Below are 24756 nucleotides of genomic sequence, written 5' to 3' on the forward strand. Positions count from 1 at the left end.
GGTGGCCGAGCCACGCTCGGCCGCGGCGGCGCTGGCGTAGCCAGCGCGCAGGCGGGCCCCGATCTCCTCGTCGGGGTCGAGCAGGTCCTGGGCATCCACGGTCTCAAAGCGAACCGACCCCCCCAGGGCACCGGGGCCCTGGTCCGCCGCCGGACGCGGGTCGAGATCGGCCGACCGCAGCAGGTCCGGGTCGAGGCCGGTCAGGCCACCGCGGTGCTGGTGAAGATTGCGCCCCTGGCGGGCGCCGTCGACGCTGACGTTGAGGTTGCTCGACTCGACACCGCGCAGGTAGAGGCGCTGGGCGTTGCGGCTGCCGCCACCGACCCCGGCCGAGGCCTCGCCGCGGAAGATCTCGGCGCTGCTGGAGGCCTGGCGGCGCTGCAGGGCTTCGCTGTCCGCGCCGCGTCCCAGGGGATCGCCGCCGGCCTCGATGCGCACCGGCGACAGATCGGTGGAGGAAGCGATCGGTTGGTCATCGTCCGCGGCGTGGGCCGGGACCGACACCGCCGTGGCCAGCAAGGCACCGAGCAGGCGCCCGGGTTTTCGATCGTTCGGATTCATGTTCAGCGCTCCTCGTCTTGCGACGGGCGCTGGCGACTCAAACTGGGGGAGCGACGACGGCTGCAGCGCCGCCGCCGGACGGATGGGATCACCGGCAAGCTCACCCCCAGGCGCGCCGCCCGCACGCCGTTTCGTGGGTTGCTGTGGGCCGGTCTCCGGGCTCGTGGGGGGTCGCTGGATGCGTCGTTGCGGATCGCCTTCCCGCGAGGGCCGCCGGGTGACGGCTGTCTCGCAGTGGCCTGTGATCCGCAGGCCCCACCTACCGTTGCGGGGGCAGCGCCGGCTTCACTGCTGGGTGCAGCTGGACCGGACTTCCCGTTTAACCCCAGGCGATCCTGTTGCGCCTGCGGGCACCCACATCGAAGTCGCGGAGTTTAGGCAGGCTGATCGGCCGGTTGCAAATCGACGAGCCGGACAGTTCGTCGCAGGGGGCGCGATCCCCGTGCCCACCCCCCGGGGGATGCACCGACGGAACGCGCACCTAGCCCGCCGGCCGCCCCGGCACGCCGAGCGCCTCCAGCCAGGCGGGTTCCAGGGCCTGCTCCAGGGTGTCGGCAAGGCGATCCAGCTCCGCCTCGATGCGCGCCTGCTCGTCGCCACCCTCGCCCTCCAGGGCGAACCACTCCACCAGCAGGGCGCGGCGGAACGGCCCGCTGTCGAAGAGCCGGTGGAGGTAGCTGCCGAGCACGCGGCCGTCGTCGGAGCGCGCCACGAAGGGGAAGAGGCCCTCTTGGGCGCCGGTGACACCGTGGTGGATCTCGTAGCCGGTGACGGTCACCGGCGCCGGCCACTCGGCGTGGCCGTGCACCTCGGCCAGCTGCTTGGTCGCCGCCAGGCGGGTGCGCACCGGCAGCAGGCCTAGGCCCGGGGCGCTGCCGCCGCCCTCGACCCCTTCCGGGTCCTCGATGTGCTCGCCGAGCATCTGCAGGCCGCCACACAGGCCGACCACCCGACCTCCATACCGACAGTGGCGCAGCAGCGCCTCGGCCACGCCGGATTCACGCAGCCAGGCCAGATCCGAGAAGACATGCTTGGAGCCGGGCAGGACGACCAGGTCCGCCCCGTCGAGATCCCGCGGCTGCCGGGCGAAGCGGACGTGGACCCCCGACTCCGCATCCAGGGCGTCGAGATCGTCGTGGTTGCTCATCCGCGGATAGGCCACCGCCACCACCTGCAGGGCGCCGCCGGAGCCGCGCGGCCCAGCCATCCGGTAGGGGGCGTCCTCCTCGGGCAGGTGCAGATCGGGCACCGCCGGGACCACGCCGATCACCGGCACGCCGCCGCGTTCGGCGAGCTGCGCCGGCGCCTCGCCGAGCAACTCCGGGCTGCCACGGAAGCGGTTGATGATCAGCGCCTCCACCCGGCGCCGGTCGGCCGCATCAAGCCACTCCAGGGTGCCGAGCAGGGAGGCGAAGACGCCGCCGCGGTCGATATCGCCCACCAGCCAGACCGGGACGTCGGCGGCCTCGGCAAAGCCCATGTTGGCGATGTCCCCCTGGCGGAGATTGGGCTCTGCCGGCGAGCCGGCCCCCTCGACCAGCACCACGTCGTAGGCGGCACGCAGGCGCTCGAAGGACTCGAGCACCGGCGGCAGCAGCGGCTGGCGGGCCTCACGGAAGGCGCGCGCCTCGAGCCGCCCGGTGACCTGGCCCTGGAGCACCACCTGGGCGGTGCGCTCGGCCTCGGGCTTGAGCAGCACCGGGTTCATGTCGGTGTGCGCCGGCACCCCGGCGGCCAGGGCCTGGAGCCACTGGCCGCGGCCGATCTCGCCGCCGTCGCGGGTGACCGCCGCGTTGTTGCTCATGTTCTGCGGCTTGAACGGCGCCACGCGGACCCCGTGGCGGGCGAGCAGGCGGCAGAGACCGGCGACCAGCGCCGTCTTGCCGGCGCCGGAGCAGGTGCCCTGGAGCATGAGGGTGCGGGCGCTCACCACTCGATCCCCGGCTGGGCGCGCACCCCGGCCTCGAAGGCGTGTCGCACGGCGCCTACCTCGCTGACCGTATCCGCGGCGTCGATCAGCGGCTGCGGCGCGTGACGGCCGGTGACCACCACGTGCTGTTCGTAGGGCCGCCGGGACAGATCATCCAGGACCTCGCCCAGTTCCAGGTACTCGTAGCGCAGGACGATGCACAGCTCATCGAGCACCACCAGCGACGGCCCCTCCTCACACAGCCAGCCCCGGGCGGCGCGCCAGGCCTCGCGGGCCGCCGCCACATCCCGCTCGCGGTCGGCGGTCTCCCAGGTGAAGCCCTCGCCCATCACCTGCCAGTCGACCCCAGGCTGGTCACGGAAGAAGGCCTCCTCGCCGGTGGCCCGGCCGCCCTTGATGAACTGCATCACCCCGGCGCTGCGGCCGTGGCCCAGGGTCCGCGCCACCATGCCCAGCGCCGACGAACTCTTGCCCTTGCCCGGGCCGGTGAGCACCAGTAGCACACCGCGATCCTGCTGCGCGCGGGACCGGCGCTCCTCCATGACCGCCCTCTTGCGCTCCATGCGCGCCGCGTGCCGCTGCGGGTCCTTCGCGTCTTCACGCATCGCTTCGCACACCTCGTTGCTCGGGAGAAACCGCTCCCCGGGGAAGCGGCGATGAGTAGCCTACCGGCTCAGGAGCCCGGCGACGACCTCGGGCGCCGAGGGAAAATACGCGTGGAAGTAGGTCGCGGTCAGGCTGCCGACCCGGTAGACGCCCTCGGCCGGGCTGCCGCTGCGCCGCACGGTTTGCTCCGTGGGCTCCAGGGCCGTCTCCAGCCGCGAGTGGTGGAAGGTGTGGCCGCGCAGCTCGCCCTCCGGGCGGGACAGGCTCTGCAGGCCGATGCCCGTCAGCCGCCCGGCCATCTCGGCACGCCCCGCGAGGAGGCCGAGCATCGGGTGCTCGCTGCCGTCGCCATCGACCAGCGACTCGGCGCAGTACATCAGACCGCCGCACTCGGCGAGGATCGGCCGGCCCGCGGCGTGGTGTTCACCGATAGCGGCCCGCATCCCGTCGTTGGCGGCCAGGGTGGCGGCGTGCAGCTCCGGGTAGCCGCCGGGCAGCCAGAGGGCATCGCAGGGGGGCAGCGTCGCATCGCGCAGCGGCGAGAAGGGCACCACCTCGGCCCCCATCGCCTCCAGCAACTCGAGGTTGGCCCGGTAGGCAAAGGCAAAGGCGGCATCCCGGGCCACCGCGATCCGCTGCCCATGCAGCCGCCGGGGCGGAGCCGGCGGCGCCTCGCCGTGCAGGGCCACCGGGGGCGGCAGGCGGCCCAGGCCGGCCTCGGCGAGCACCGCTGAGGCCGCATCCAGGCGTGCATCCAGGTCGGCCACCTCGCCGGCCTGGACCAGTCCCAGGTGGCGATCAGGTACATGCAGGGCCTCGTCGCGGGGCACCGCCCCGAGCCATTCCACCCCCTCGGGCAGGCTGCCGGCGAGCATGCGCGCATGCCCCGGACTCCCCACCCGGTTGGCGATGGCCCCGATCACCCGCACGTCATCGCGGTGGCGGGCCAGCCCGCCGACCAGGGCCCCGAAGGTCTCGGCCATGGCCCGGGCGTCGATCACCACCGCCACCGGCAGGCCGGCCAGGGCGGCGAGATCGGCACTGGAGGGGTCACCATCGAAGAGCCCCATGGAGCCCTCGACGAGGATCAGGTCGGCCTCGCGCGCGGCCTCGGCCAGGCGCCAGCGGCACTCGGCCTCGCCGGTCATCCACGGGTGGAGCTGGTAGACCGGCGTCCCGCTGGCCCGCTCCTGGACCATCGGATCCAGGTAATCCGGGCCGTGCTTGAACACCCGCACCCGGCGCCCGGCATTGCGGTGCAGCCGGGCGAGCGCCGCGGTGATCATCGACTTGCCCTGGCCGGAGCCCGGGGCGGCGATCAGCAGCGCGGGGACCGTCATTGCCCGAAACCCTAGCGCAGGATGAGCAGCGGCGTGCTCGAGCGCATGATCATGTGGGTGGTCGTGCTGCCGACAAAGAACCGGCGCAACCGCGAGTGGCCGTAGGCGCCCATGGCCATCAGGTGGATATCCTGCTCCTTGCGGTAGTTGCACACCGTCTCGTCGATCCCGCCGGGACGGACCTCGGCGTGGACCGTGAAACCGGCCGCCTCCAGCTGCTGACGCGGGGCGAGCAACCGCTCGCGGTTGACCTCGGTATCGGCGTCAACCAGGAGCAGGTGCGCCTCGAGCCCCTGGAGCAGCGGGCTCTCGGTGATGCGATCGACCACCTTCTGGGCCGCCGGGCTGCCGTCGTAGGCGATCAGGAAGCGTTCCGGCTCGCGGAAGGCCAGCGGCGCCACCAGGATCGGCTTCTGCACCCGGCGGATGGTGCTCTCCAGGTGGCTGCCGATATGCTGCTCTTCGGCGTCGCCGTCCTCGCCCTGCTTGCCGAGCACCAGCAGGCGCATCTCCTCCTGCGCCTTGTCCAGCACATCGGTCACCTCGCCGTTGCGCAGCAGCCGCCCGGGGTTCTCGATGCCCTGTTCCCGGGCGCGGCTCATGGCATCCTCGAGGATGGCGCGCGCCTGCTCGCGTGCGAGCCTACCCCGCTGCTCCTCAAGCTGCACCATCTCGTCGAGGAGGTTTTCCCGCACCCCGAAGGTCAGGTTGCCGCTGAGATCCGCCTCGCGCTCACCGTGCGGGTTGCGAAAGGCGTGCAGGAACGTCAACGGCGCCTGCAGGCGCCGTGCGGCCCAGACCGCGTGATCGCAGACGGAGGGCGACGAGCGGGATCCGTCGACGCTGGCGATGATTTTGCTCATGGTCGTTGACTCCTTGCCCGGCTCAGTGACCCATCAACCGCTCGACGGCATCCGGCTCGTTGTGGACCGCGTAGCGATCGACGATGGTCGCCGTCGCCTCGTTCATGCCGACCACGTCCACCGCGACGCCTTCGCGGCGGAAGTTTATGACGACCCGATCCAGCGCGGCCACCGACGTGATGTCCCAGAAATGGGCCCGGGTTAGATCGATGGTGACGGTGTCCAGGTCCTCACCGAAATCGAAGGACTTGCGGAAACGCTCCGCCGAGGCGAAAAAGACCTGGCCGACCACCTCGTAGCGGCGGTGCAGCGTCTGGTCGTCAGGCAGGCTCTGCACATCCGAGCGCACGTACATGAAGCGGCTGACCTTGTTGGCGAAGAACAGCGCCGCGAGGAGGACGCCGGTGAGCACGCCGATGGCCAGGTTGTGCGTGAACACCGTCACGGCCACGGTGCTGATCATGACAATGTTGGTGCTCATCGGGTGCTTGGGCAGATCCCGGATCGAGGCCCAGCTGAAGGTCCCGATGGAGACCATGATCATCACCGCCACCAGCGCCGCCATCGGGATCATCTCCAGCAGCGGGGTCAGAAAGACCACGAGGATCAGCAGCACCAGGCCGGCGACCAGCGACGACAGCCGCCCCCGCCCGCCGGATTTCACATTGATCACGGACTGGCCGATCATCGCACAGCCGGCCATGCCCCCCAGGCTGCCGGCGGCGATGTTGGCGATACCCTGCCCCTTGCACTCGCGGTCGCGGTCGGTCTCCGTATCGGTCAGATTGTCCACGATCCCCTGGGTCATCATGGACTCCAGCAGCCCCACCACGGTCAACGCCAGCGCATAGGGGAGGATGATCCAGAGCGTCTCCAGGTTCAGCGGGACATCCGGCCAGAGAAACACCGGCAGGGTGTCCGGGAGCTTGCCCATATCCCCCACGGTGGGGATGTCCATGCCGAGGAACCAGGCCAGCGTGGTGAGAACGACGATGGTCACCAGCGGGGACGGCACCATCCGGGTCACATACGGGAACAGGTACAGGATCGCCAGACCACCGATCACCATCGGGTAGACCGTCCAGGGCACGTCGATCAGCTCCGGGATCTGCGCCATGAAGATGAGGATCGCCAGGGCGTTGACGAAGCCGGTCATCACCGAGTTCGAGATGAAGCGCATCAACTGCCCGACCCGCAGGTAGCCGGCGATGATCTGCAGCAGGCCGGTCAACAGGGTCGCCGCCAGCAGGTACTCCAGCCCGTGCTCCTTGACCAGCGTGACCATCAGCAGCGCCATCGCCGCGGTGGCCGCCGAGATCATCCCCGGCCGCCCCCCGGTGAAGGCGATCACGACCGCGATGCAGAAGGAGGCGTAGAGGCCGACCTGCGGGTCCACACCGGCGATGATGGAGAAGGCGATGGCCTCGGGGATCAGGGCCAGTGCCACCACGATGCCGGCGAGCACGTCGCCCCGGATGTTGCCGAACCACTCCCGCTTGAGCCTGCTCCAGTCCATTCCGTTCCCCAAGTCACCAGACCATTACGCCCCCTTTCGGACCGCTCCAGGACCGAGGGCTCGTACGCAATACGAAACCGCGATGGTGCGCTCACGGGCCGGGCCCGGAGCCTGGATGCCGCGAATCACCAGCAGACCCGGAAGGGCCCGCCACCAAGGAGGGCGCTGTTCGTGCCAATCGCGAAAGGGCGAGGATCCTACCAGCCCTGGGGGGGCGAATGACAGACGGAGACCTCCGCGAAGCGCACCGCACCCTCGCCGGCGGGCACACGGATTGACGGCACATGCCCTGCGGCCGGATACTTACCGGCAATTTGCCGGCGATCCGTCCAACCGGTGGCAACACGGAGCGGGAGGCAAGCGTGAACCGCGTGATCTTTAATCAGAAAGGCGGGGTGGGCAAATCCACCATCACCTGCAACCTGGCCGCCATCAGCGCCGCCTCCGGGTTGCGGACGCTGGTGGTCGACTCCGACCCGCAGGGCAACTCCTCGCAGTATCTGCTCGGCGCCGATGCCGACGCGTGCGAGTCCACCATCGCCGACTTCTACGCCTCGACCCTGGGTTTCCGTCTCGGCCCCCGCAAGCCGGCGGATCTCGATCAGTTCATCACCGAGACCCCGTTCGAGAACCTCTCGATCCTGCCGGCCAACCGGGAGTTGGAGGCGCTGCAGAACAAGCTGGAGGCGCGCTACAAGATCTACAAGCTGCGCGACGCCCTCTCCAGCCTGCAGACCCCATTCGACGCCATCTACATCGATACCCCGCCGGCACTGAATTTCTTCAGCCGCTCGGCGCTGATCGCCGCGCAACGCTGCCTGATCCCCTTCGACTGCGACGACTTCTCCCGCCGTGCGCTCTACGAGCTCGTCGAGCACCTGGAAGAGATCCGCGAGGATCACAACGAGGCGCTGCGGGTCGAGGGCATCGTGGTCAACCAGTTCCAGCCCAGCGCCAATCTGCCACGGCAGCTGGTCGAGGAACTGATCAACGAGGAACTGCCCATCCTCGCCCCCCACCTGAACACCTCGGTCAAGGTCCGCGAATCGCACCAGAACGCCCAGCCGCTGATTCACTGGGCGCCGAGGCACAAGCTCACCGGACAGTTCCGCGAACTCTACGAGAACCTCAACGGCGCGACGGTGGCCTGCTAGGGCGCGCCCGGCTACCCGTCCGTCCCGCGGCGGGCCAGAATCCGGTCGAGTTGGTTGGCGAAGGCCTGGCGGTCACGCTGGCTCAGCGCCGCCGCCCCACCGGTCTCCACCCCGCTGGCGCGCATAGTATCCATGAAATCACGCATATTCAGGCGCTCCCGGATGGTGGCGGGCGTGTAGAGCTCGCCACGGGGGTTGAGCGCCTGGGCGCCGGCGTCGATCACCTCGGCGGCCAGCGGGATATCGCCGGTGATGACCAGATCCCCCGCTGCCACCTGGCGGACGATCTCATGATCGGCGACGTCAAAGCCGGGCGCCACCTGGACGGCGCGGATATGCTTGCACGGCGGCACCCGGATCGGGTGGTTGGCCACCAGCGTCAACGGCACTCCCGTGCGCTGGGCGGCGCGAAAGAGGATCTCCTTGATCGCGCCCGGGCAGGCATCCGCATCGACCCAGATCTTCACAGTGTCCTCCAGGCAGGTTCCGCATCGGTCTCAGGAGGCGGCCGGCCATCGAGCCTGGAGCCACCGCGCCACTCCAGCGTAACCGATCGCCACCGCCGCCAGGCAGAGGACCGTGGTGGCTAGCACATTGGCGCCGGCAAGAGCGGGCGCCCGCTCGAGGAGGGTCAGCGTCTCCAGGTTGAAGATGGAGAACGTGGTGAACCCGCCGCAGAAGCCGTTCACGGCGAACTGCCGCCAGTGGGTGGGCAGCGTCCGCTCCGCCGGATCCGCCGCCGCCCAGGCCGCCACGGCACCGATGAGCAGCGAGCCGAGGGTGTTCACCAGCAGGGTCCCCCCAGGGAAGGCCACCCAGCCGGCCACGTGCATCAACCGGTCCACGCCGTAACGGCTCAGCCCGCCGAGGGCACTGCCGGCGGCGACCCAGAGGGTGATCCTCATGAGCCGCCTCCGGCGATCCACGCCCCCGCCTGCAACCCGATCCAGGCGCCCGCCAGGGTCAGCGCCAGGGTGGCGGCGATGTTCCCCACGGCCCGGACTCCGCTACCCGTCCGGGCGAGGGTGTAGGTCTGCAGGGCGAAGGAGGAGACCGTGGTGTAGCTGCCGCAGAAGCCGATCAGCAGCAGCCTCTCCAGCGTGGCGAATCCGCCGGCCGTGGCGGCGAGCACAGCGGCCAGCACCCCGGCAAGCAGCGCCCCGGTGACGTTGACCACCAGCGTCCCCCAGGGGAAGGCCTCGCCCAGGCGCCGGTTGACCGCCGCCGCCACCCAGAAGCGGGCGACCCCGCCGAGGGCACTGCCCACGGCCACCGCCAGCGCACCGGCCATACCTGCCGAGGATGCCATGGCTCAGGCCGCCCTCAGGGTGCGGATCCCGACCTGGCGAATCCGCTCATCGGCAGTCACCAGCACCATGCCTTCCGCCTGGGACTGAGCGATCAGCATTCGATCAAACGGATCCCGATGATGCATGGGCAACTGTCCGGCCTGCTCTCCATGGAAGAAGGTGACCGGAAGATGCAGAAACCCGGCCGCTTCCACGAACTCATCGAGGCTTTCAGGAGCCTCCAGTTTTCCCAGAGCGCGCTTGATCGAGATCTCCCAGCCGGAGACCGCGCTGACGAAGACATCGTTGCCCGGATCGGCGAGGGCGCCCCGCGCCCTCTCAGCCAGGGCCGGGTCATCAGCAAGCCACCAGAGAAATACATGTGTGTCCAGCAATAGCCGTTTCACGGGCCGCCTTCGAAATCCTGCACGATTGATTCCGGAGTCTCATCAAAATCCGCGGCGATCCAGATCCGGTCCTTGAGCAGCCCGGGCTGGCGTGGCTGCGCCGAACGGCGATGGGGTACCAGATCGAGATACGGCTTGCCGGCCCGCGCGATCACCACCCGCTCTCCCTGCCAGACAAGCTCGCCCAGCCGGGAGAGCTGGGACTTGGCCTCATGAATGTTGACCTGTTTCATCGCACACCGCCATTAGCTAAGTCCGACTAGGCTATACCCCTAGGCCCCGGCTGTGCAACGCCGCTGCGCCCCGGCGGCCCGGTCAGCGGCGCACGCTCAGCCGCCCTCCGTCGGCCAGTTCTCGGGGCGGGTGCGCCACTACCTCGGCGCCGGCCTCCAAGCCCGAGTGGACCCGGGTCAGACGGGCACCGCGTTCGCCGATGGTCACCGGCTGCAGCCGCGCCCGCCCCTGCTCGACCACGAAGACCGCCCAGCCGTCGTCGTGGCGGAACAGGGCGCTGGTCGGCACCCGCAGCACGTCCTCCGCCGACCAGAGCACGAAGACCGCGTTGACCCGGTAGCCATCGCCAAGGCGCGCCCACGCCTGCCGGGGCGAGGCGAGATCGGCGATGACCCGCACCCGCCGCTCCTCCACGCCGAGGGCGGTGATGTACTCGAAACCGTAGGGCTCCACCCGGCGGACCACGGCCTCCAGGGGCTCGGCCTCGCCCCAGCGTTCCAGGCGCACCAGCATCCCGGGGGCGATGCGCACCGCATCCGCCGAGCGCACCTCGACCTCCACCTCCAGCCGGGCGAGATCGGCCAGCTCCAGGATCGGATCACCGGGCTGCACCACCCGGGCGCTCTCGAAGTGGCGCTGGAGGATCACGCCGTCGATGGGGGCACGCAGACGGATCGGCTCGGCAGCGCCGGCGTCCAGGGCCTCCTCCCCTTCCCAGCGCAGGACCGCCTGGGCCTGATCCCGCTGGGCCTCGGCGCTGGCCACCCGGAACTGCGCCGAGCGCCAGGCCGCCTGGGTCTGCCGGCGCTCGGCGTCGGCCCGCTCCACGCTCCGCTCCGAGACCGCCCCCTCCTCGCCCAGGGCCGCCAGACGGCGGTACTCATCGGCCGCCGATTCCGCCGTCGCTCGGGCTGCCTCGGCCTCCTCGCGGGCCGCTTCCAGCGCCGAGCGCGCCGCCTCCAGCTGGGCCCGGGCCTGCTCCCGGGCCCGGGCGTCGAGCACCGGGACGGCCATCGGGTCGAGGGTAGCGAGCACCTCCCCGGCCTCCACCCGATCCCCGGGCTCGGGAGTGACCCGCCGGGCCTGGGCCGTTGCCGGGGCGGAGAGGAGATAGCGATCGGCCACACGGGTCTTGCCCTCCTCCTCCAGGGTGACCTCCAGGGGGCCGCGGCTGACCGCCTCGGTATCGACGAGGATTGGCGCCGGCCGCAGCACCAGAATAAGCAGGCCGATGACCGCGACCCCGGCCAGTGTCCATGCGATGACGGCTTTCCAGCGTGGCTGCATCCCTACTCCCTCGATTTCAGGGCCTCGACCATGTCCAGCCGGTCCAGCCGGCGCCGCACCACCCAGGCCGAGAGAGCGGCGACACCGAGCAGGACCAGGGTGGCCAACGCGATGCCGGCCACCGACGGGATCATGGGGACCCGGTAGAGCTCCGACTCCGCGGCCTGGACGATGATGGCGTAGAGGTAGTGGCCGATCACGAACCCGATGGGCAGGGCGGCGGCGATCAGCACCGCCTGCTCGCCGAGGAGCAGATAGGCGATCTCGCGCCGGGTGAAGCCGAGCACCCGCAGGCTGGCCAGCTCGCGCCCGCGCTCGGCCAGTGCGATCCGGGCGTTGTTGTAGACCACCCCGAAGGCGATGGCACCGGCGAGCAGCGTGGTCATCGCCGCGGTGGCCATCATCGTGCCGGCCACGTTCTCCTCGAAGTTGCGCATGGCGGCATCGGCCTCGGTGGCCCCGGCCACCCGCGGGCGGCGGTCGAGCTCGCGCAGCAGGGGGCCGCGCTCCTGCCCGGCAAGACCCAGCCAGGCCCCGGAGATCGCCTCGCCCTCGCCAAGGAGCCGATTGAGTGCGTCCAGCTCCATGTAGACCGACACCCCCAGGTACTCGGCGATCACCCCGCTGACCGGGACCTCCAGCGTCTGCCGCCGCCCCTCGAGCACGCGGATCTCCAGCGTATCTCCGGGCCCGACCCGCAGCTGCTCGGCCAGGTAATCCGTCAGCAGCACCCCCTCCCCGGGCAGCGGAACCGTACGCAGGTCGGTATCGAGCAGCCGGCGCAAGTCCGCATCCGGCTCCAGGCCCAGCACCGCCATGCGGTGGCTGCGGTGCCCGAAGGCGACCTCCGCCGCCACCTGGCGAAACGGCTCGGCGCGATCGACACCGGGCAACCCGGCAAGCTCGTGGATCACCTTGCGCGAGGTCGGCTCGTAGAAGGAGACCGTCACGTCATCGCGCTGAACCAGATTGAACTGGATGTCGATCATGGTGTTAAGCGCGTTGCGCTGATACGGGCCGATCATCAGGATCGCCACGGCCAGGGCGATCCCCACGGTGGCCAGCCCGGCGCGCAGGGGACGGCGCTCGAGACCGCGCAGGATCATCCGCGTCGGCTGGCTGAACCAGCGCTGCAGCCCAAGCCGCTCGATCAGTGTAGGCCGATAGGTCGGCGGCGGCTCCGGGCGCATCGCCTCGGCCGGCGGCAGCCGGGCGGCACGCCGGACCGCCAGCCACGTCCCGAGCAGCGCCGAGAGCGTGGTCACCGCCGCGGCGATGGCGACCACCGGCGGCTGGAGCCGGAACTCGAGGAAGGGGAAGCGGAAGAAGCCGGCGTAGATCTCGGCCAGGTGGACCCCCAGCCAGTACCCGGTGGCCACGCCGGCGAGCACCCCGAGCAGGACGATGAGCAGCACCAACCGGAGGTAGTGCCCGGCGATGGCCAGCCGCGAGTAGCCGAAGGCCTTCAGGGCGCCGATGATCTCGCGCTGCGTGGCCACCAGGCGGCTGACCACCACGTTGAGCAGGAAGGCGGCCACGCCAAGGAAGATGGCCGGGATCACGTAGGCCAGGTTGGCCAGCTGGGTCAGCTCGTCCTCGAGCAGGGCGTGGGAGAGCTGATCCCCCCGGTCGTGGGCACCGCGCCCGCCCCGGGGCTCCAGTAGGCGGTCCACGGCCTCGATGATGTCACCGGGCCGGGCACCGTGCTGCAGGGTAAGCAGCAGGTCGTTGAAGGCCCCGTCCATGTCGTAGGCCGCGGCCAGGGCCCGGCGATTCATCCACAGGATGCCGTAGCGCTCGTAGTCGGGGAGGATCTCACCCGGGCGGATCTGATAGATGAACTCCGGCGAGACCGCCACGCCGACCACCTCCAGGCGCTGGTAGCGGCCGCGGATGATCGCCGCCAGGTCATCGCCGGGACCCAACCCATGGGCCTCGGCGAAGGCGTCACTGACCACCACCTCGGCCTCGCGGTCCGGCTCCGGCAGCCGCCCCTGGCGCAGGTGGAGGCGGTTCATGTCCGGCTGGCGGCCCTCGGGCAAGGAGAGGATGCGCCCGGTCACCGGGTTGTCGTAGCCGGGGACGTCCAGGTTGGCCGCGGTGACCACGCGGTCCTCCACGCGCTGGACGCCGTCGATCCGTTCGATCTCCGTCACCAGGCCCCGGGGGGCCCGCTCGGCGCTGGCGAAGAGATCCGCGAAGCGGTACTCCTGGTAGAAGGCGTCGCGGGTCTCGGTCAGGGCAAAGAGCGCGGTGAGGAACATCATCAGCGTCGCCACGCCGCCGGCGATGACCACGGCAATGGCGATCACCTGCCCACGCAGGGTCACCAGCTCGCGCAGCAGCTTGCGGGTGAGCGCGCTCACCAGACCAGCTCCGCCGCCCGGCGCCGCTGGTCATTGATGTGCACCGAGTCGATCAGCCCGTCCTTGAAGTCCACCACCCGGTGGGCCATGGAGGCGATGTCCGCGTTGTGGGTGATCAGCGCGGTGGTAGTGCCCAGCTCCGCATTGATGCGCTCGAGGACCTCGAGCACCGCCACCCCGGTCTTCGAGTCCAGGGCGCCGGTGGGCTCGTCGCAGAGCAGGACCTGGGGGCGCTTGGCCACGGCGCGGGCGATGGCCACCCGCTGCTGCTCGCCGCCGGAGAGCTGCGAGGGGAAGTGGTCCAGTCGGCTGCCCAGCCCGACCAGCGCCAGCGCCTCCTCGGGGGGCATGGGGTCGCGGGCGATCTCGGTGACGATGGCCACGTTCTCGCGGGCGGTCAGACTGGGGATCAGGTTGTAGAACTGGAAGACGAAGCCGACGAAGTGGCGGCGAAAGGCGGTCAGCTCCGCCTCCCCGGCCCGGGTGAGATCGCGCCCCTGGACGATGACACGACCGCTGGTGGGCGTATCGAGCCCGCCGAGGATGTTGAGCAGGGTCGACTTGCCACTGCCCGAGGGCCCGAGCAGCACCACCAGCTCCCCGGCGTAGAGGACCAGGTCCACCCCGCGCAGGGCGTGCACGGCCACCTCGCCCATGCGGTAGACCTTGGTGATGCCCTCGGCGCGGAAGACTTCCTGGGCGGGCAACGGGGCGCCTCACGATGACCGGGCAGCGGTTCCCCCTATTCTAGGCGGTCCGCGGCGGCCACGGCCGATGCCCGGGGCATGGCCCCCCGTGGCGCTCAGTCGCCGCGGCGGCGCCGATCCGCCCGAAGCCGGGCGGCGGCGAGGCTGGAGAGCAACGGGATGGCGCCGAGGGCCACCAGCGAGGCGATCATCCCGGTGCTCATCAGCTCCGCCGGGGTGTGGACCGCCTCCAACTGCGCGCCGGCGTTGGTGAGGATGGCCACGCCGGGGAACATCCCCAGCAGGCTGACCCAGAAGTAGGTCCGCGCCGGCATCCGCGTCAGCGCGAAGAGGGCATTGATCAGGAAGGTGGGGAACGGCTCGGCGATGCGCAGCAAAAACAGCGCGCTCGGGCCGTGGTCGGCACAGTGGCGGTCGACGCGCCGCAGTGCTTCCGGGAACCGGCGGCGCACCGCGTCGTGGAGGGCGTAGCGGGTGAGCAGGAAGATCGCCAGCGCGCCGGTGCCCACCGCCACCAGGACCAACGCCAGACCGGCCCAGAAGCCGAACATCACCCCACCGGCGACGGTCAGCACCCCGCTTCCGGGGACTGAGACCACCGAGAAGAGAAAGCGCAGCGACAGGAGGACGAGCGCCGCCTGCACCGGCTGCGACTCGGCCACCTGCCGCAGCTGTTGCAGCTGGCCGTGCACCCACGCCCACTCCGGCGCGCTGCCGGCCAGCAGGGCACCGAGCAGGGCCAGCACCAGGGCCGCGAGCACGGCGCGGGCACCGAGGGTCGTCCAGCTGAGGGTGGCTCCGTTCACGTCGTTTCCGGTGGCCGATGGAGATAGAGCGCGGTGCGGTCGAAGGTCGGCATCCCGTGCCGACAGCTCCCGGCCGCCGTCTCGCCGTCCGGCGCGGCCCCGTACTGGCCCTCCAGCCCGGGCCGCGGCAGCCGAAAGAGGATACGGGCCGGCGCGCGCTGGCGGCGGATGTTGGCAAGGATCGGCGTCCGCGGGCAAGCCTGCAGGGCGATCAGCGCCACATCCACCTCGGGCAGGGCGTCGGCCGCCGCATCGGCACAGAGGACCCGGACGCGCCCCGGTCCCTCACCGAGGAGGCCCAGGTGCGCCACCACGGCTTGCGCCCCGGCCACGGCGGCGGCGGAACGGTCCACGGCGATCACCCGGGCCCCGCCCAGGCGCGCGGCCAGCACCGCAGTGAACGGCAGCGCCCCGCAGCCTACATGCAGCAGCCGCTCGCCGGGCACGACCCCGGCCAGGCGCAGCTCCCGGGCCACCAGCCGGCGGTACGGCCAGGCGTAGAGGTGAAAGAGGAGCGGCCAGCGCGCGCTCCAGCGCTCCAGGGCGGCGACGCCGGGGGCGATCAGCCGCACGGCAGACCGCCGGCTGGTACGAAGACACGGGCCCCGTCGGCCTCGGTGGCGACCAGCCGCTGCCCGTAGAGCGCCTCCAGCGCCTCGGTGACGAGCATCACCTCGGCGGGCCCCCAGCAGGCATCGCCGTTGGGGTAGAGCAGCAGGATGTGGGTGCACCAGCGCGCCGCCAGGTTGATGTCGTGCAGGCAGAGGAAGACACCGCGCCCCTCCCGCGCCTGGCCGGCCAGCAGATCCATGACGGCCACCTGGTGGCGCAGATCCAGGTGGTTGGTGGGCTCATCGGCCAGCCAGACCGCTGGATCCTGGGCCAGTACCGTGGCCATCGCCAGGCGCTGACGCTCGCCGCCGGAGAGGGTACTGACCAGCCGCTCCTCGAGCCCGCCGAGTTCGAGCCGCTCCAGCGCCTGCCGGGCGCAGGCCAGGTCCTCGGCGGTCTCCAGATCCCACGGCGTCAGGTAGGGGTGACGACCGATGAGCGCGGTCTCCAGCACCGAGGCCGGGAAGCCGTCGTGGCGCTCCTGGAAGACCACCCCCAGGCGCCGGGCCAGCGCCTTGCGCCGCCAGCGGCGCAGGCTGGCGCCGTCGAGCTCGACCGCACCGGCACGGGGCGCGCGCAACCCGGCCAGGGTGTGCAGCAGCGTCGTCTTGCCCGCGCCGTTGGGCCCGAGCACGCCCCAGATCTCCCCGGGCTCGATGGTGAGGTTGAGCGGATAGCCGTCGGGCCGCTCGGGGATGTCGATGATCAGATCCTGGGCCTGGAGCATGCTTCCCCCCTAACGACTGCGGTGCAGCAGGTAGAGGAACAGCGGCACGCCGAGCATCGCCGTGATCACGCCCACCGGGAGCTGCTCCGGGGCGATGAGCGTGCGCGCGAAGACATCGGCCAGCGCCAGCAGCGCCCCGCCGGCCAGCGCCGCGGCGGGCAGGATCAGCCGCTGGTCGTTGCCCAGCACCAGGCGCAGCATGTGCGGGACCACCAGCCCGACGAAGCCGATGCTCCCGGCGGTGGTCACGGCGACGGCGGTGAGCACGCTGGCCGCCACATAGACCGCCCACTCCAATGGCCGCACGGCGACGCCGAGCGCCGCCGCCTGCAGTGGCCCGCGGGCGAGGACGTTGAGGCTGCGCCCGAGCGGCAACGCCACCAGCACGGCCACGGCCAGGGCGACCAAGGCGAGCCACGGGCCGCGGGCGTAGGCCAGATCGCCCATGAGCCAGTAGAGCATGCCGGGCAGCTGCTCGGTGGGCCCGACGGCGAGCATGAAGGTGACCAGCGCCCCCCAGCCGGAGGCCACCACCACGCCGGTGAGCAGCAGCCGGGTCGGCGTCCAGCTGCCGGTGCCGTGGGCCAGGCCGAAGACCAGCAGGGTCGAGAAGAGCGCCCCGACGAAGGCCGCCCCGGAGACCAGGGCCATGCCCAGCCCGAGGAGCATCGCCGCCAGGGCGCCCACGGCGGCCCCGCCGGAGAGCCCGAGCACGTAGGGGTCGGCCAGCGGGTTGCGCAGCAGCACCTGCATCAGCGCCCCGGCCACGGCCAGCAGTCCGCCGACGGCGAAAGCGGCCAGGGCCCGGGGCAGACGCAGCTCCAGGACCAGGGTCTGGTGCAGCGGCTCGCCGCTGCCGGCCAGGACCGCGAGGACTTCGCCCGGGGTCAGGGGCACGCTGCCGATGGCCACCGCCGTGGCCACCGCCAGCAGTGCCGCCAGCGCCAGCACGCCCAGGGGCAAAAGGAAGCGCACCGGCGATCCGACCCGACTCGGCTGGGCCAGCGCCCCGCCCTCCTCGCTCACGGCGCCGGAGCGGCCCCGCTGATCGGCTGTGCGCCCGATCCCCATCAGCGGTTGCGCCGGGCCTGCTCGAGCTTGTCACACAGCGCCCGCGTCCCCTCGAGGATGCGCGGCGTCGGGCGCTGGATCGTCGAGGGCTGGACGAAGAAGAGGTTGTCCTTGGCGGTGGCCTCCAGGACGTCGTAGCGCCGCCACTCGTCCAGCCAGGCGTCGTCGGCCTCGCCCATCCCGCCGGCGACGATCGCCTCCGGGTCGGCCTCGAGGACGGACTCGGTATCCAGCCGCGGGGTCAGGCTGCCGAGATCGCCGAAGACGTTCTCGCCGCCGCAGATGCGGATCGACTCACTGATGATCTGCTCGTCGTTGATGGTCATCACCGGGTCCGGCCAGATCTGGTAGAAGACGCGCACCGGGTCGCGGCCGGCGTACTCGGCCTCGAGTTCCGCCACCGCGTCACGGAAACGGGCCGCCTCGGCCTCCGCGGTCTCCTCGCTGCCGGCCAGGGCCCCGAGCCGTTCCAGGGAGGTGGCGATCTCCTCAAGCTGCCGGGGATCGCTGCGGTAGAGCGGCACGCCCAGCGACTCGATGCGTTCGAGCTGGCTGCTGGAGTTGCCGCTGGTCCAGCCGATGACCAGATCCGGCTCATGGGCGAGGATCGACTCCATATCGAGCCGGTCGTAGCTGCCCACCCGGGGCAGATCGGCGGCCTCCTCCGGGTAGTCGGCGTGGCTGACCGCAGCCACCACATGATCCCCGGCGCCGGCGGCGAAGAGCAGCTCCGTCGCCCCGGGCGAGAGGGCCACGATCCGCTGCGCCGGGGCCTCCAGGCAGACCTCCTGGCCGGCGTCGTCCTCCACACAGCGCTCCCCGGCGTGCACCGGCGCCCACGCCGCCAGCGATGCCAAGAATCCGGCTGCGATGCCCCCTAGCGCGGCTCGGGCCCCGGCGGGGCGTCCTCGAAGACCTCGGCCCCGAAGAGTCGCGCCTCCAGGCTGGCCAGCACCACTTCCTCGTGGGCCTCGTGCGGGTACAACACCCAGTGGCCCTGACCGTCCGAGCGGTAGAGTTCCAGGCTCCCGATCTCCGGGTCGATGAGGAGATACTCCCGCAGCGAGGGGAGCTTGCGGTAGGCGGCAAACCTGGCGCCCCGGTCGTAGGCCGCCGTGGAGGGGGACAGCACCTCCACCACGAGGCACGGCGCCTCCTTGTGTTCGGAGCGCTGATGATCGGTCGGATCGCAGGTGACCAGCACATCCGGATAGAAGAAGGCGTCGGCCGCCTCCACCCGGACCCTCATGTCGGCCATGAACGTACGGCATGGCCCCCCGCGCAGCTGCTGGCGCAGCGCGCTGGCCACATTGAGCGTCACGGTCACGTGCCGGTCCGAAGCCCCACCCACGGCGAAGATCTCTCCCGCCACAAACTCGTGCTTGAGGGGCTGCTCCGCCTCCCAGGCAAGGTACGCCTCGGCGGTCATCCCGGTTGGCTGCGGATCGGCCATGGCTGGAACCTCGGGATACACAGTCATCGCCAGTGTAGCAGTGCCGCCACGCCTGCCCGACGCTCTTCAGCCGGCAGAGCCGCACCGCCAGCCGGCGCACCACGCACCCTGCTGCCATCACGTGTGTCCACCCTACCGTCGCGCCCACCATCGACACTTTACGCGCTCTCATCCGCCGCCCGCTGACCGGCCGGGCGCCAGAGCACCTCGCCGCCGTTCTCGTAGCGGGAGAGGACCCGGGCGACGACGAAGAGCAGGTCGGAGAGGCGGTTGAGGTAGGCCATGGACTCGGGCCGCACCGCCTCGTGGTGGCTCAGGGCCACGACCTTGCGTTCCGCACGCCGGCAAACCGCCCGGGCGACGTGGCAATCCGCCGTGGCCCGGCCGCCACCGGGGAGGATGAACTCCTTGAGATACGGCAGCGAGTCATTGAAGTAGGACAGCGCCGCATCCAGGCGATCCACGGCCCCCTCGGGGAACGCCTTGTGGCCGGGCACGGCCAGCTCGGCGCCCAGGTCGAAGAGCTCGTGCTGGACCTGTGCCAGCACCGGGGCCACGTCCTCGGGCAGCTCGTGGGCCAGCAGGCGCCCCAGGAAGCTGTTGAGCTCATCCACCTCGCCGAAGGCCTCGACGCGGTGGCTGTCCTTGTCCACCCGCGACCCGTCACCGAGGCCCGTGCGGCCCTCATCACCGGTGCAGGTGGCGATCTTGGAAAGTCGGTTTCCCATTATTGCCTCTCCCGCGCCACTGGAGCACCCAACGAAGCTCCAGCGCGCCTATCAAAAACTAGGTTTCAGAATGCGTACTCCGCCGACACGAAATAACGCCGACCGGGCGCTGCATAGTATGTCTCGGGGTCTGAGAAGCCATTCCAGGCCGGATACCACTCCTTATCCCCGACATTCTCGACCTTGCCTCGGACAACCCAACCATCAACAGGACGATAGGCAACGCGAAGATCGAAGACCCCGTAGCCGGAGAGCCGCTTTTCTCCCCCTCCGTCATAGCGATAACTCGCCGCCTCAACGGCGCCGCCGAGACTCCAAGCGCCAAGATGGCGATCGACCTCCAGTGAACCACTGAACGGCGGTTGACGATCCCGGCGCTCCCCCGTTTCACGGTCTTCGGCATCCAGGGCCGTTAATGCCCCGAGCACGGTCCAATCCGAAGATCGGTAGCCCGCTTCCAACTCCGCCCCTCGCAGGCGCACCTCGGCCACGTTTTCCGGACGCATGGGTTGAGCCGCTGTATCCCAATCGATCTGGTCGTCAATGTCCGTATGGAATAAAGAAATGGCCCAGTAGGCATGGTCGAACCATTGCTGAAGACCGACCTCATAGGTTTCCGACTCTTCGGGATCGAGATCAGGGTTTCCCGCTTGCCATTGGGACTCCGGCCAATAGAGATCATTAAACGTCGGCGCCTTAAAAGCCGTACCGTAACTGGCATAAACGGTTGTGACGTCGCCGATATCAAGCCCTGCGGAGATATCGCCGGTCACATGACGGCCGAACGCCTCGTCCTCATCTTCGCGCAGACCCAACGACCACCCCCACGGCCCCTCTTCGCCCGCATATTGCGCGAAGAGCCCCCGGTTCGTGCGGCGATCCTGGGTCAGGGGATCATCCGTATCCACGTCCTCACGTCGCCAATCGAACCCAAGGATCAGGTCGTGACGGGGAGCAAGCGAGACATCGGTCTGCCAAGACACCTCGCGGCGACGTGTATCGAACTGACTATACGGCTGGCCATCGTCAAACTGCGTGCGCTCATCCCGGAGTTCCGAGACCCTTACCGTCGTATCAACATCGTCTGCTATGCCGACCCGCGCGGTTACGGACAACAGTTGGTCCAAGAAATCCGTCTGATTCGGCGTGCCGTCGTACTCGGTCTCCCCTTCGGTACGTGACACATCCAAATCGACCACAGCGTCGTCTGTAAGAGTGCGACTCCAACGCATGGCGAGAGAGTCCTGCCGATAGCCGTCATCGTCGGGTTCGAAAGTCTTCGAGGCATCAACCGGAACTTGTGAGTCGAAGCCTCGGGTGCGGAGCGAACTGGCGGATAAGCGATATCGGTTAGTCGCATCCCCTCCCGATACAGAACCCCTCACTTCACGCGTGCGCTCAGAGCCAATTCGAACGCCGGCAGAGCCACTCGGCTCCTCCGTCACGTCTCGAGTAAACACTTGGATAACACCGCCAATGGCGTCGGACCCGTAAAGGGCCGATCGTGGCCCACGCACCACCTCAACGCGTTCGATCTGGCTCAGAGGAATATGCTGAAGGTCGGCCTCTCCCGTGGTCGCGGACCCCGCTCGAACACCGTCTATCAGAAGAAGGCTCTGCGACGTTCCCGTGCCACGCATCGAAATGCGAGTCTGTTTACCGAGACCACCTTGCTGACTGACGTTCACGCCGGGAGCACGACGGAGAAGCGCGGGAAGATCTTGCGCTTGACTACGCTCGATCTGTTCGCGGTCAATGACCGTTACGGAAGCCCTTGACTGCTGTGGCGCCTCCGCGGATCGCGAGGGCGTAACCACCAAAGGCGTAAGTGAACGCTCAGATACACTGGCATCACCAGCGACAACCGACGAACATCCAACTGCAGCGGCCAAACCGGCAGCGACTCCAGCGCTCGCGTTTCTGGACATATTTTCCTCCCTTCCGCGCGCCACCCGCACGCGCGTCGGTTTGATTCCACCGCAGGGAGGAACAGGGATGGGGAAGGGATCGCGCTTGCGCCCGGCAAACGGTGGCCTGCCCCGGTCTGCCGCCTCCCGCGGCACCTGGGTTCCCTCAGGCCGGTCTCCGGGCTCGTGGGTGGGGTCGGTGACCCCGGGCGAATCGCCTTCCCGCAGGGCCCGCCGCCGAACGACGGCGCCTTGCAGTGGCTTTGTGATCCGCCCCCCACCTACCGTTGCGGGGGCAGCGCCGGACTCGCCGCTAGGTGCGGCTGAACCGGTCTTCCCGTTTCACCCCGCCGCTGCTCGCGCGGGGCACCTGAGGAGCTTGGTACTCTAGGCAGCCTGGGCCCCGCCGTCAAACCGCCGCACCCCGACGTCCAAAGGAGACGTGATGCACCGCCACCGACTGGCACAGACCGCTGCCCCGGCCCGCCATGGCGCCTGAGCCGCTGCGTGTCCTGCTCCTTGGCGGTACCGGCGAGGCGCTGGCACTGGGCCAGGCGCTGGAGCAGGAGCCCGGCATCGCCGCGGTCTATTCGGTGGCCGGGGTAACCCGCCGCCCCCGCCTGCCCCGCTTGCCGGTCCATCGCGGCGGATTCGGGGGCGTTGCCGGACTGGCCGGGTACCTGCGCCAGCACGGTGTGCACTGCCTGGTCGATGCCACCCACCCCTTCGCCGCCGGCATATCGGCCAACGCGGCGGCGGCCGCCCGGCAGACGGGGACAGCCCTGCTGGCAGTGCGCCGGCCAGCGTGGCAACCGGGGCCGGGCGAGCAGTGGCACCGGGTGGCCGACATGGCCGCTGCCGCCGAGGCGCTGGGTCCGCAGCCGGGCCGGGTGCTGCTGACCATCGGCAATCAGGAGGTCCCGGCCTTCTGCGCCGCACCCCACCACCACTACTGGATCCGCTGCCTGGAGCCACCGGAGCGGATGCCCCCTGGGGCCCGGATCCTCTTCCAGCGCGGGCCGTTCCACTACGCCGACGAGTGCCGCCTGCTCCGCGAGCACGGCATCGACACCCTGGTCACCAAGAACGCCGGCGGGGCCGCCACTCGCAGCAAACTCGATGCGGCCCGGGACTGCGGAGTCCGCATCGTGATGGTCGAGCGCCCGCCGGACCCGCCGGAGGCGGAGGTGGCCACCGAGGTCGAGCAGGCGCTGGCGTGGTTGCGGAGACGACGCCCGGCGGCGGCTGACCCTCGCCTGGGTTAGGATCAGCGCATGGCGCAAGATCCCGAGTGCTTCACTGAGACCTCCGCCGGCACCGCCCTGCGCCGCGGCTGGACCACCGGCGCCTGCGCCGCCGCCGCGGCGCGGGCGGCCTTCTCGGGGCTGGTCAGCGGCGCCTTCCCCGATCCGGTCACCGTCCGGCTGCCGCGGGAGCGCAACCCGGCCTTCGCCCTGGCTGCTCAGGCCTGCGGCGACGGCTGGGCGCGGGCCGGTGTCATCAAGGACGCCGGCGACGACCCGGACGTCACCCACGGCGCCCTGGTCTCGGTGACCGCACGCCCCGGCGCACCGGGCGGCGGGGTGCGGCTGCGCGCCGGCCCCGGCGTGGGCACCGTGCGCCGCAGCGGTCTGCCCGTCGCCGCCGGCGAGCCGGCGATCAACCCCGGTCCGCGGGGCTACATCGAGCAGGGTATCCGCGAGGCGGCGGCCGCGCTGTCGGTGCCGGCCGACGTCACCCTGGAGGTCGCCATCGAAGACGGGGAACGCCTGGCGGCGCAGACCCTCAACCCGCGATTGGGGATCGAGGGCGGACTGTCGGTGCTCGGCACCACCGGGGTGCTGGTGCCCTTCTCCTGCGCCGCCTGGATCGACGCCATCCAGCGCGGCATCGACGTGGCCCGGGCCGCCGGGCTCGGGCATGTGGCCGGGAGCACCGGACGCACCTCGGAGCAGGCGGTGCAGGCCTACCACGGGCTCCCGGACGAGGCGCTGATCGACATGGGCGATTTCGTGGGCGGGATGGTCAAGTACCTGCGCCGGCACCCGGTACCGCGGATCACCATCGCCGGCGGCATGGCCAAGATCACCAAGCTCGCCCAGGGCTTTCTCGATGTGCATTCGCGCCGCGGGCAGGCCGATCTGACGGCGCTGGCCGAGACCGCTGCACAACTCGGCGCGGATGCCGCCTGCCAGGAGGGCATCGCCACCGCCAACACGGTCGCCGAGGCCTTTGACCTCGCGCAGGCCGCTGATCTCCCGCTGGGCGACGCGGTGGCGCGGGAGGCGCAGCGCACCGCCCTGGCCCTGGTGGATCCGGCAACCAGCGAGGTGGAGGTGCTGATCTTCGATCGCCGCGGCCAGCCCGTGGGCCGGGCCGGCTGGGCACGGCACTGAGACCTACCAGCGGCGGGCCGCTGCCTCGGCCTCGGCATTGGTCGGCCGCGCGATCAGGCCACCGCGGGTAACCGCCACCCGATACTCGGCGCCGTCGGCCATGGGCAGGTAGGTGGCGCTGCCGTAGGTGGCGTCCACCCAGGGGAGACGATCGCCGTGGCGCTGACCCAGCAACCAGGGGTCGATACCCCGCTGCGGCGGGGCCAGGGGGTGCACCGTGCGCAGCGCGGTGCGCTCGGCCTCGGGGTCGGCGTAACGGCCACTGATCCGCTCCAGCCGGTAGCGGGTCTGCAGACCGAGCACCGTCGCGAAACCACTCCAGCGCAGCACCCGGGCATCCACCTGCCACTGATCGCCGGCCAGCGGCACGGTCACACGCCGCCCGTCCGGGTAGATCAGCCGCGCCACATAGCGCTGTCCGGCCACCTCCTGAAAGCGCAGCGCCAGCACCGGGCGCTCCTGCTCCAGCCGCTCATAGGCCAGCAAACCCAGCCCGAGGGCGCCGGCGGTTCCCAGCCCGCCGAGCAGGATCAGCCCGGCGGCGAGCACGGACACCCCGCGGAGTAGGCGACCGCGCAGCAGCGCCCACCCACCCGTGACGGCCAACCCCAGGGCGAGGACCAGCAGCACCGCCGCCGCCATCAGCACCGCCCAACCGGCCCCGCTGATCTGAGCTGCCGTTTCAAGCCCCCCGTGCATGCGGCCTCCCGCGCCAACGCGCGACGCTGTACCCTGTGCGGGATGATACGCTGTACGATTGCGTATATGGTGTCCGGAGCGCTCGGCCGGGGCCGTC

26 protein-coding genes and 2 riboswitches are annotated in these 24756 nt (G+C 70.5%); of the genes, 3 read left to right on the forward strand and 23 right to left on the reverse strand.

Translation table 11 applies throughout. The annotated features are described in order from the left end of the window. The 6 genes from LRG10_RS10610 to LRG10_RS10635 all read right to left on the reverse strand — a co-directional run. On the reverse strand, positions 1–561 hold a 561-nt coding region (locus tag LRG10_RS10610; protein WP_238635546.1), incomplete at its 3' end, for a TonB-dependent receptor plug domain-containing protein. A 128-nt stretch (positions 562–689) separates the two neighbouring features. Continuing rightward, a riboswitch (cobalamin riboswitch) is annotated at positions 690–934 on the reverse strand. A 108-nt stretch (positions 935–1042) separates the two neighbouring features. Beyond that, positions 1043–2491, reverse strand: a complete 1449-nt coding sequence (locus tag LRG10_RS10615; protein ID WP_238635547.1) for a cobyric acid synthase — start codon at positions 2489–2491, stop codon at positions 1043–1045. Then, positions 2488–3096 carry a cob(I)yrinic acid a,c-diamide adenosyltransferase gene (gene cobO / locus LRG10_RS10620; RefSeq protein ID WP_201171838.1) on the reverse strand — a complete coding sequence of 203 codons (609 nt, stop codon included), beginning with the start codon at positions 3094–3096 and terminating at the stop codon, positions 2488–2490. The genes LRG10_RS10615 and cobO overlap by 4 nt, the downstream gene beginning before the upstream one ends. Positions 3097–3156: 60 nt before the next feature. Beyond that, on the reverse strand, positions 3157–4437 hold the full coding sequence (locus tag LRG10_RS10625) for a cobyrinate a,c-diamide synthase (RefSeq protein ID WP_238635548.1): 1281 nt from the start codon (positions 4435–4437) through the stop codon (positions 3157–3159). 11 nt (positions 4438–4448) lie between these two features. Then, positions 4449–5300, reverse strand: coding sequence for a universal stress protein (locus LRG10_RS10630; protein ID WP_201171840.1), 852 nt, complete (start codon positions 5298–5300; stop codon positions 4449–4451). A 22-nt stretch (positions 5301–5322) separates the two neighbouring features. After that, a complete protein-coding gene (locus LRG10_RS10635; protein WP_238635549.1) occupies positions 5323–6816 on the reverse strand; it encodes a SulP family inorganic anion transporter in 1494 nt (497 codons plus the stop codon). A gap of 362 nt (positions 6817–7178) precedes the next feature. Between LRG10_RS10635 and LRG10_RS10640 the strand changes: the two genes are divergently transcribed. Continuing rightward, on the forward strand, positions 7179–7970 hold the full coding sequence (locus LRG10_RS10640) for a ParA family protein (protein WP_201171842.1): 792 nt from the start codon (positions 7179–7181) through the stop codon (positions 7968–7970). Positions 7971–7981: 11 nt separating this feature from the next. Here the strand turns inward: LRG10_RS10640 and LRG10_RS10645 are convergent, their stop codons facing one another. The 16 genes from LRG10_RS10645 to LRG10_RS10720 form a co-directional block, all read right to left on the reverse strand. After that, the gene (locus tag LRG10_RS10645) at positions 7982–8437 is read right to left on the reverse strand and encodes a YaiI/YqxD family protein (RefSeq protein WP_238635550.1); all 456 of its coding nucleotides are present in this window, start codon (positions 8435–8437) and stop codon (positions 7982–7984) included. A 30-nt stretch (positions 8438–8467) separates the two neighbouring features. Continuing rightward, complete coding sequence (locus LRG10_RS10650; protein WP_201242937.1) at positions 8468–8875, reverse strand: CrcB family protein; 408 nt, start codon at positions 8873–8875, stop codon at positions 8468–8470. Beyond that, positions 8872–9279, reverse strand: a complete 408-nt coding sequence (locus tag LRG10_RS10655) for a CrcB family protein (RefSeq protein WP_238635551.1) — start codon at positions 9277–9279, stop codon at positions 8872–8874. Before LRG10_RS10655 ends, LRG10_RS10650 begins: the two co-directional genes overlap by 4 nt. Before the next feature lie 3 nt (positions 9280–9282). Beyond that, entirely contained in the window at positions 9283–9666 is a 384-nt protein-coding gene (locus tag LRG10_RS10660; protein ID WP_238635552.1) for a type II toxin-antitoxin system VapC family toxin, read from the reverse strand. Beyond that, positions 9663–9899 carry a type II toxin-antitoxin system Phd/YefM family antitoxin gene (locus LRG10_RS10665; protein ID WP_207189845.1) on the reverse strand — a complete coding sequence of 79 codons (237 nt, stop codon included), beginning with the start codon at positions 9897–9899 and terminating at the stop codon, positions 9663–9665. The genes LRG10_RS10660 and LRG10_RS10665 overlap by 4 nt, the downstream gene beginning before the upstream one ends. A gap of 82 nt (positions 9900–9981) precedes the next feature. Then, entirely contained in the window at positions 9982–11187 is a 1206-nt protein-coding gene (locus LRG10_RS10670; RefSeq protein ID WP_238635553.1) for an efflux RND transporter periplasmic adaptor subunit, read from the reverse strand. 2 nt (positions 11188–11189) lie between these two features. Then, the gene (locus LRG10_RS10675; protein ID WP_238635554.1) at positions 11190–13553 is read right to left on the reverse strand and encodes an FtsX-like permease family protein; all 2364 of its coding nucleotides are present in this window, start codon (positions 13551–13553) and stop codon (positions 11190–11192) included. Continuing rightward, positions 13550–14209 (reverse strand): ABC transporter ATP-binding protein, encoded by a 660-nt coding sequence (locus LRG10_RS10680; protein ID WP_370641494.1) that lies wholly within the window; start codon positions 14207–14209, stop codon positions 13550–13552. Before LRG10_RS10680 ends, LRG10_RS10675 begins: the two co-directional genes overlap by 4 nt. A 146-nt stretch (positions 14210–14355) precedes the next feature. Then, positions 14356–15066: a VTT domain-containing protein gene (locus tag LRG10_RS10685; RefSeq protein ID WP_238635555.1), complete on the reverse strand. Its 711-nt coding sequence runs from the start codon at positions 15064–15066 to the stop codon at positions 14356–14358. After that, positions 15063–15638 carry a methyltransferase domain-containing protein gene (locus LRG10_RS10690; RefSeq protein ID WP_201171862.1) on the reverse strand — a complete coding sequence of 192 codons (576 nt, stop codon included), beginning with the start codon at positions 15636–15638 and terminating at the stop codon, positions 15063–15065. Before LRG10_RS10690 ends, LRG10_RS10685 begins: the two co-directional genes overlap by 4 nt. Further along, entirely contained in the window at positions 15629–16405 is a 777-nt protein-coding gene (locus tag LRG10_RS10695; RefSeq protein ID WP_201242235.1) for an ABC transporter ATP-binding protein, read from the reverse strand. The genes LRG10_RS10690 and LRG10_RS10695 overlap by 10 nt, the downstream gene beginning before the upstream one ends. 9 nt (positions 16406–16414) lie before the next feature. Beyond that, positions 16415–17476: an iron ABC transporter permease gene (locus LRG10_RS10700; RefSeq protein WP_238635556.1), complete on the reverse strand. Its 1062-nt coding sequence runs from the start codon at positions 17474–17476 to the stop codon at positions 16415–16417. Then, positions 17476–18333, reverse strand: a complete 858-nt coding sequence (locus LRG10_RS10705) for a cobalamin-binding protein (protein WP_238635557.1) — start codon at positions 18331–18333, stop codon at positions 17476–17478. Before LRG10_RS10705 ends, LRG10_RS10700 begins: the two co-directional genes overlap by 1 nt. A gap of 20 nt (positions 18334–18353) precedes the next feature. Beyond that, positions 18354–18929, reverse strand: coding sequence for a Uma2 family endonuclease (locus LRG10_RS10710; protein WP_238635558.1), 576 nt, complete (start codon positions 18927–18929; stop codon positions 18354–18356). Between the two features lie 158 nt (positions 18930–19087). Continuing rightward, positions 19088–19657, reverse strand: coding sequence for a cob(I)yrinic acid a,c-diamide adenosyltransferase (locus LRG10_RS10715; protein WP_201171870.1), 570 nt, complete (start codon positions 19655–19657; stop codon positions 19088–19090). Positions 19658–19722: 65 nt separating this feature from the next. After that, entirely contained in the window at positions 19723–21585 is a 1863-nt protein-coding gene (locus LRG10_RS10720; protein WP_370645266.1) for a TonB-dependent receptor domain-containing protein, read from the reverse strand. Between the two features lie 130 nt (positions 21586–21715). Further along, positions 21716–21953: riboswitch (cobalamin riboswitch) on the reverse strand. 99 nt (positions 21954–22052) lie between these two features. Between LRG10_RS10720 and LRG10_RS10725 the strand changes: the two genes are divergently transcribed. Beyond that, positions 22053–22829 (forward strand): cobalt-precorrin-6A reductase, encoded by a 777-nt coding sequence (locus tag LRG10_RS10725; protein WP_238635560.1) that lies wholly within the window; start codon positions 22053–22055, stop codon positions 22827–22829. Between the two features lie 9 nt (positions 22830–22838). Beyond that, on the forward strand, positions 22839–23960 hold the full coding sequence (locus LRG10_RS10730; RefSeq protein ID WP_238635561.1) for a cobalt-precorrin-5B (C(1))-methyltransferase: 1122 nt from the start codon (positions 22839–22841) through the stop codon (positions 23958–23960). A gap of 3 nt (positions 23961–23963) precedes the next feature. Here the strand turns inward: LRG10_RS10730 and LRG10_RS10735 are convergent, their stop codons facing one another. After that, positions 23964–24659, reverse strand: coding sequence for a hypothetical protein (locus LRG10_RS10735; protein ID WP_238635562.1), 696 nt, complete (start codon positions 24657–24659; stop codon positions 23964–23966). Between the last annotated feature and the right edge of the window lie 97 nt (positions 24660–24756).

It is taken from the genome of Halorhodospira sp. 9628, assembly GCF_022228075.1.
Lineage (GTDB): Bacteria > Pseudomonadota > Gammaproteobacteria > Nitrococcales > Halorhodospiraceae > Halorhodospira > Halorhodospira halophila_A.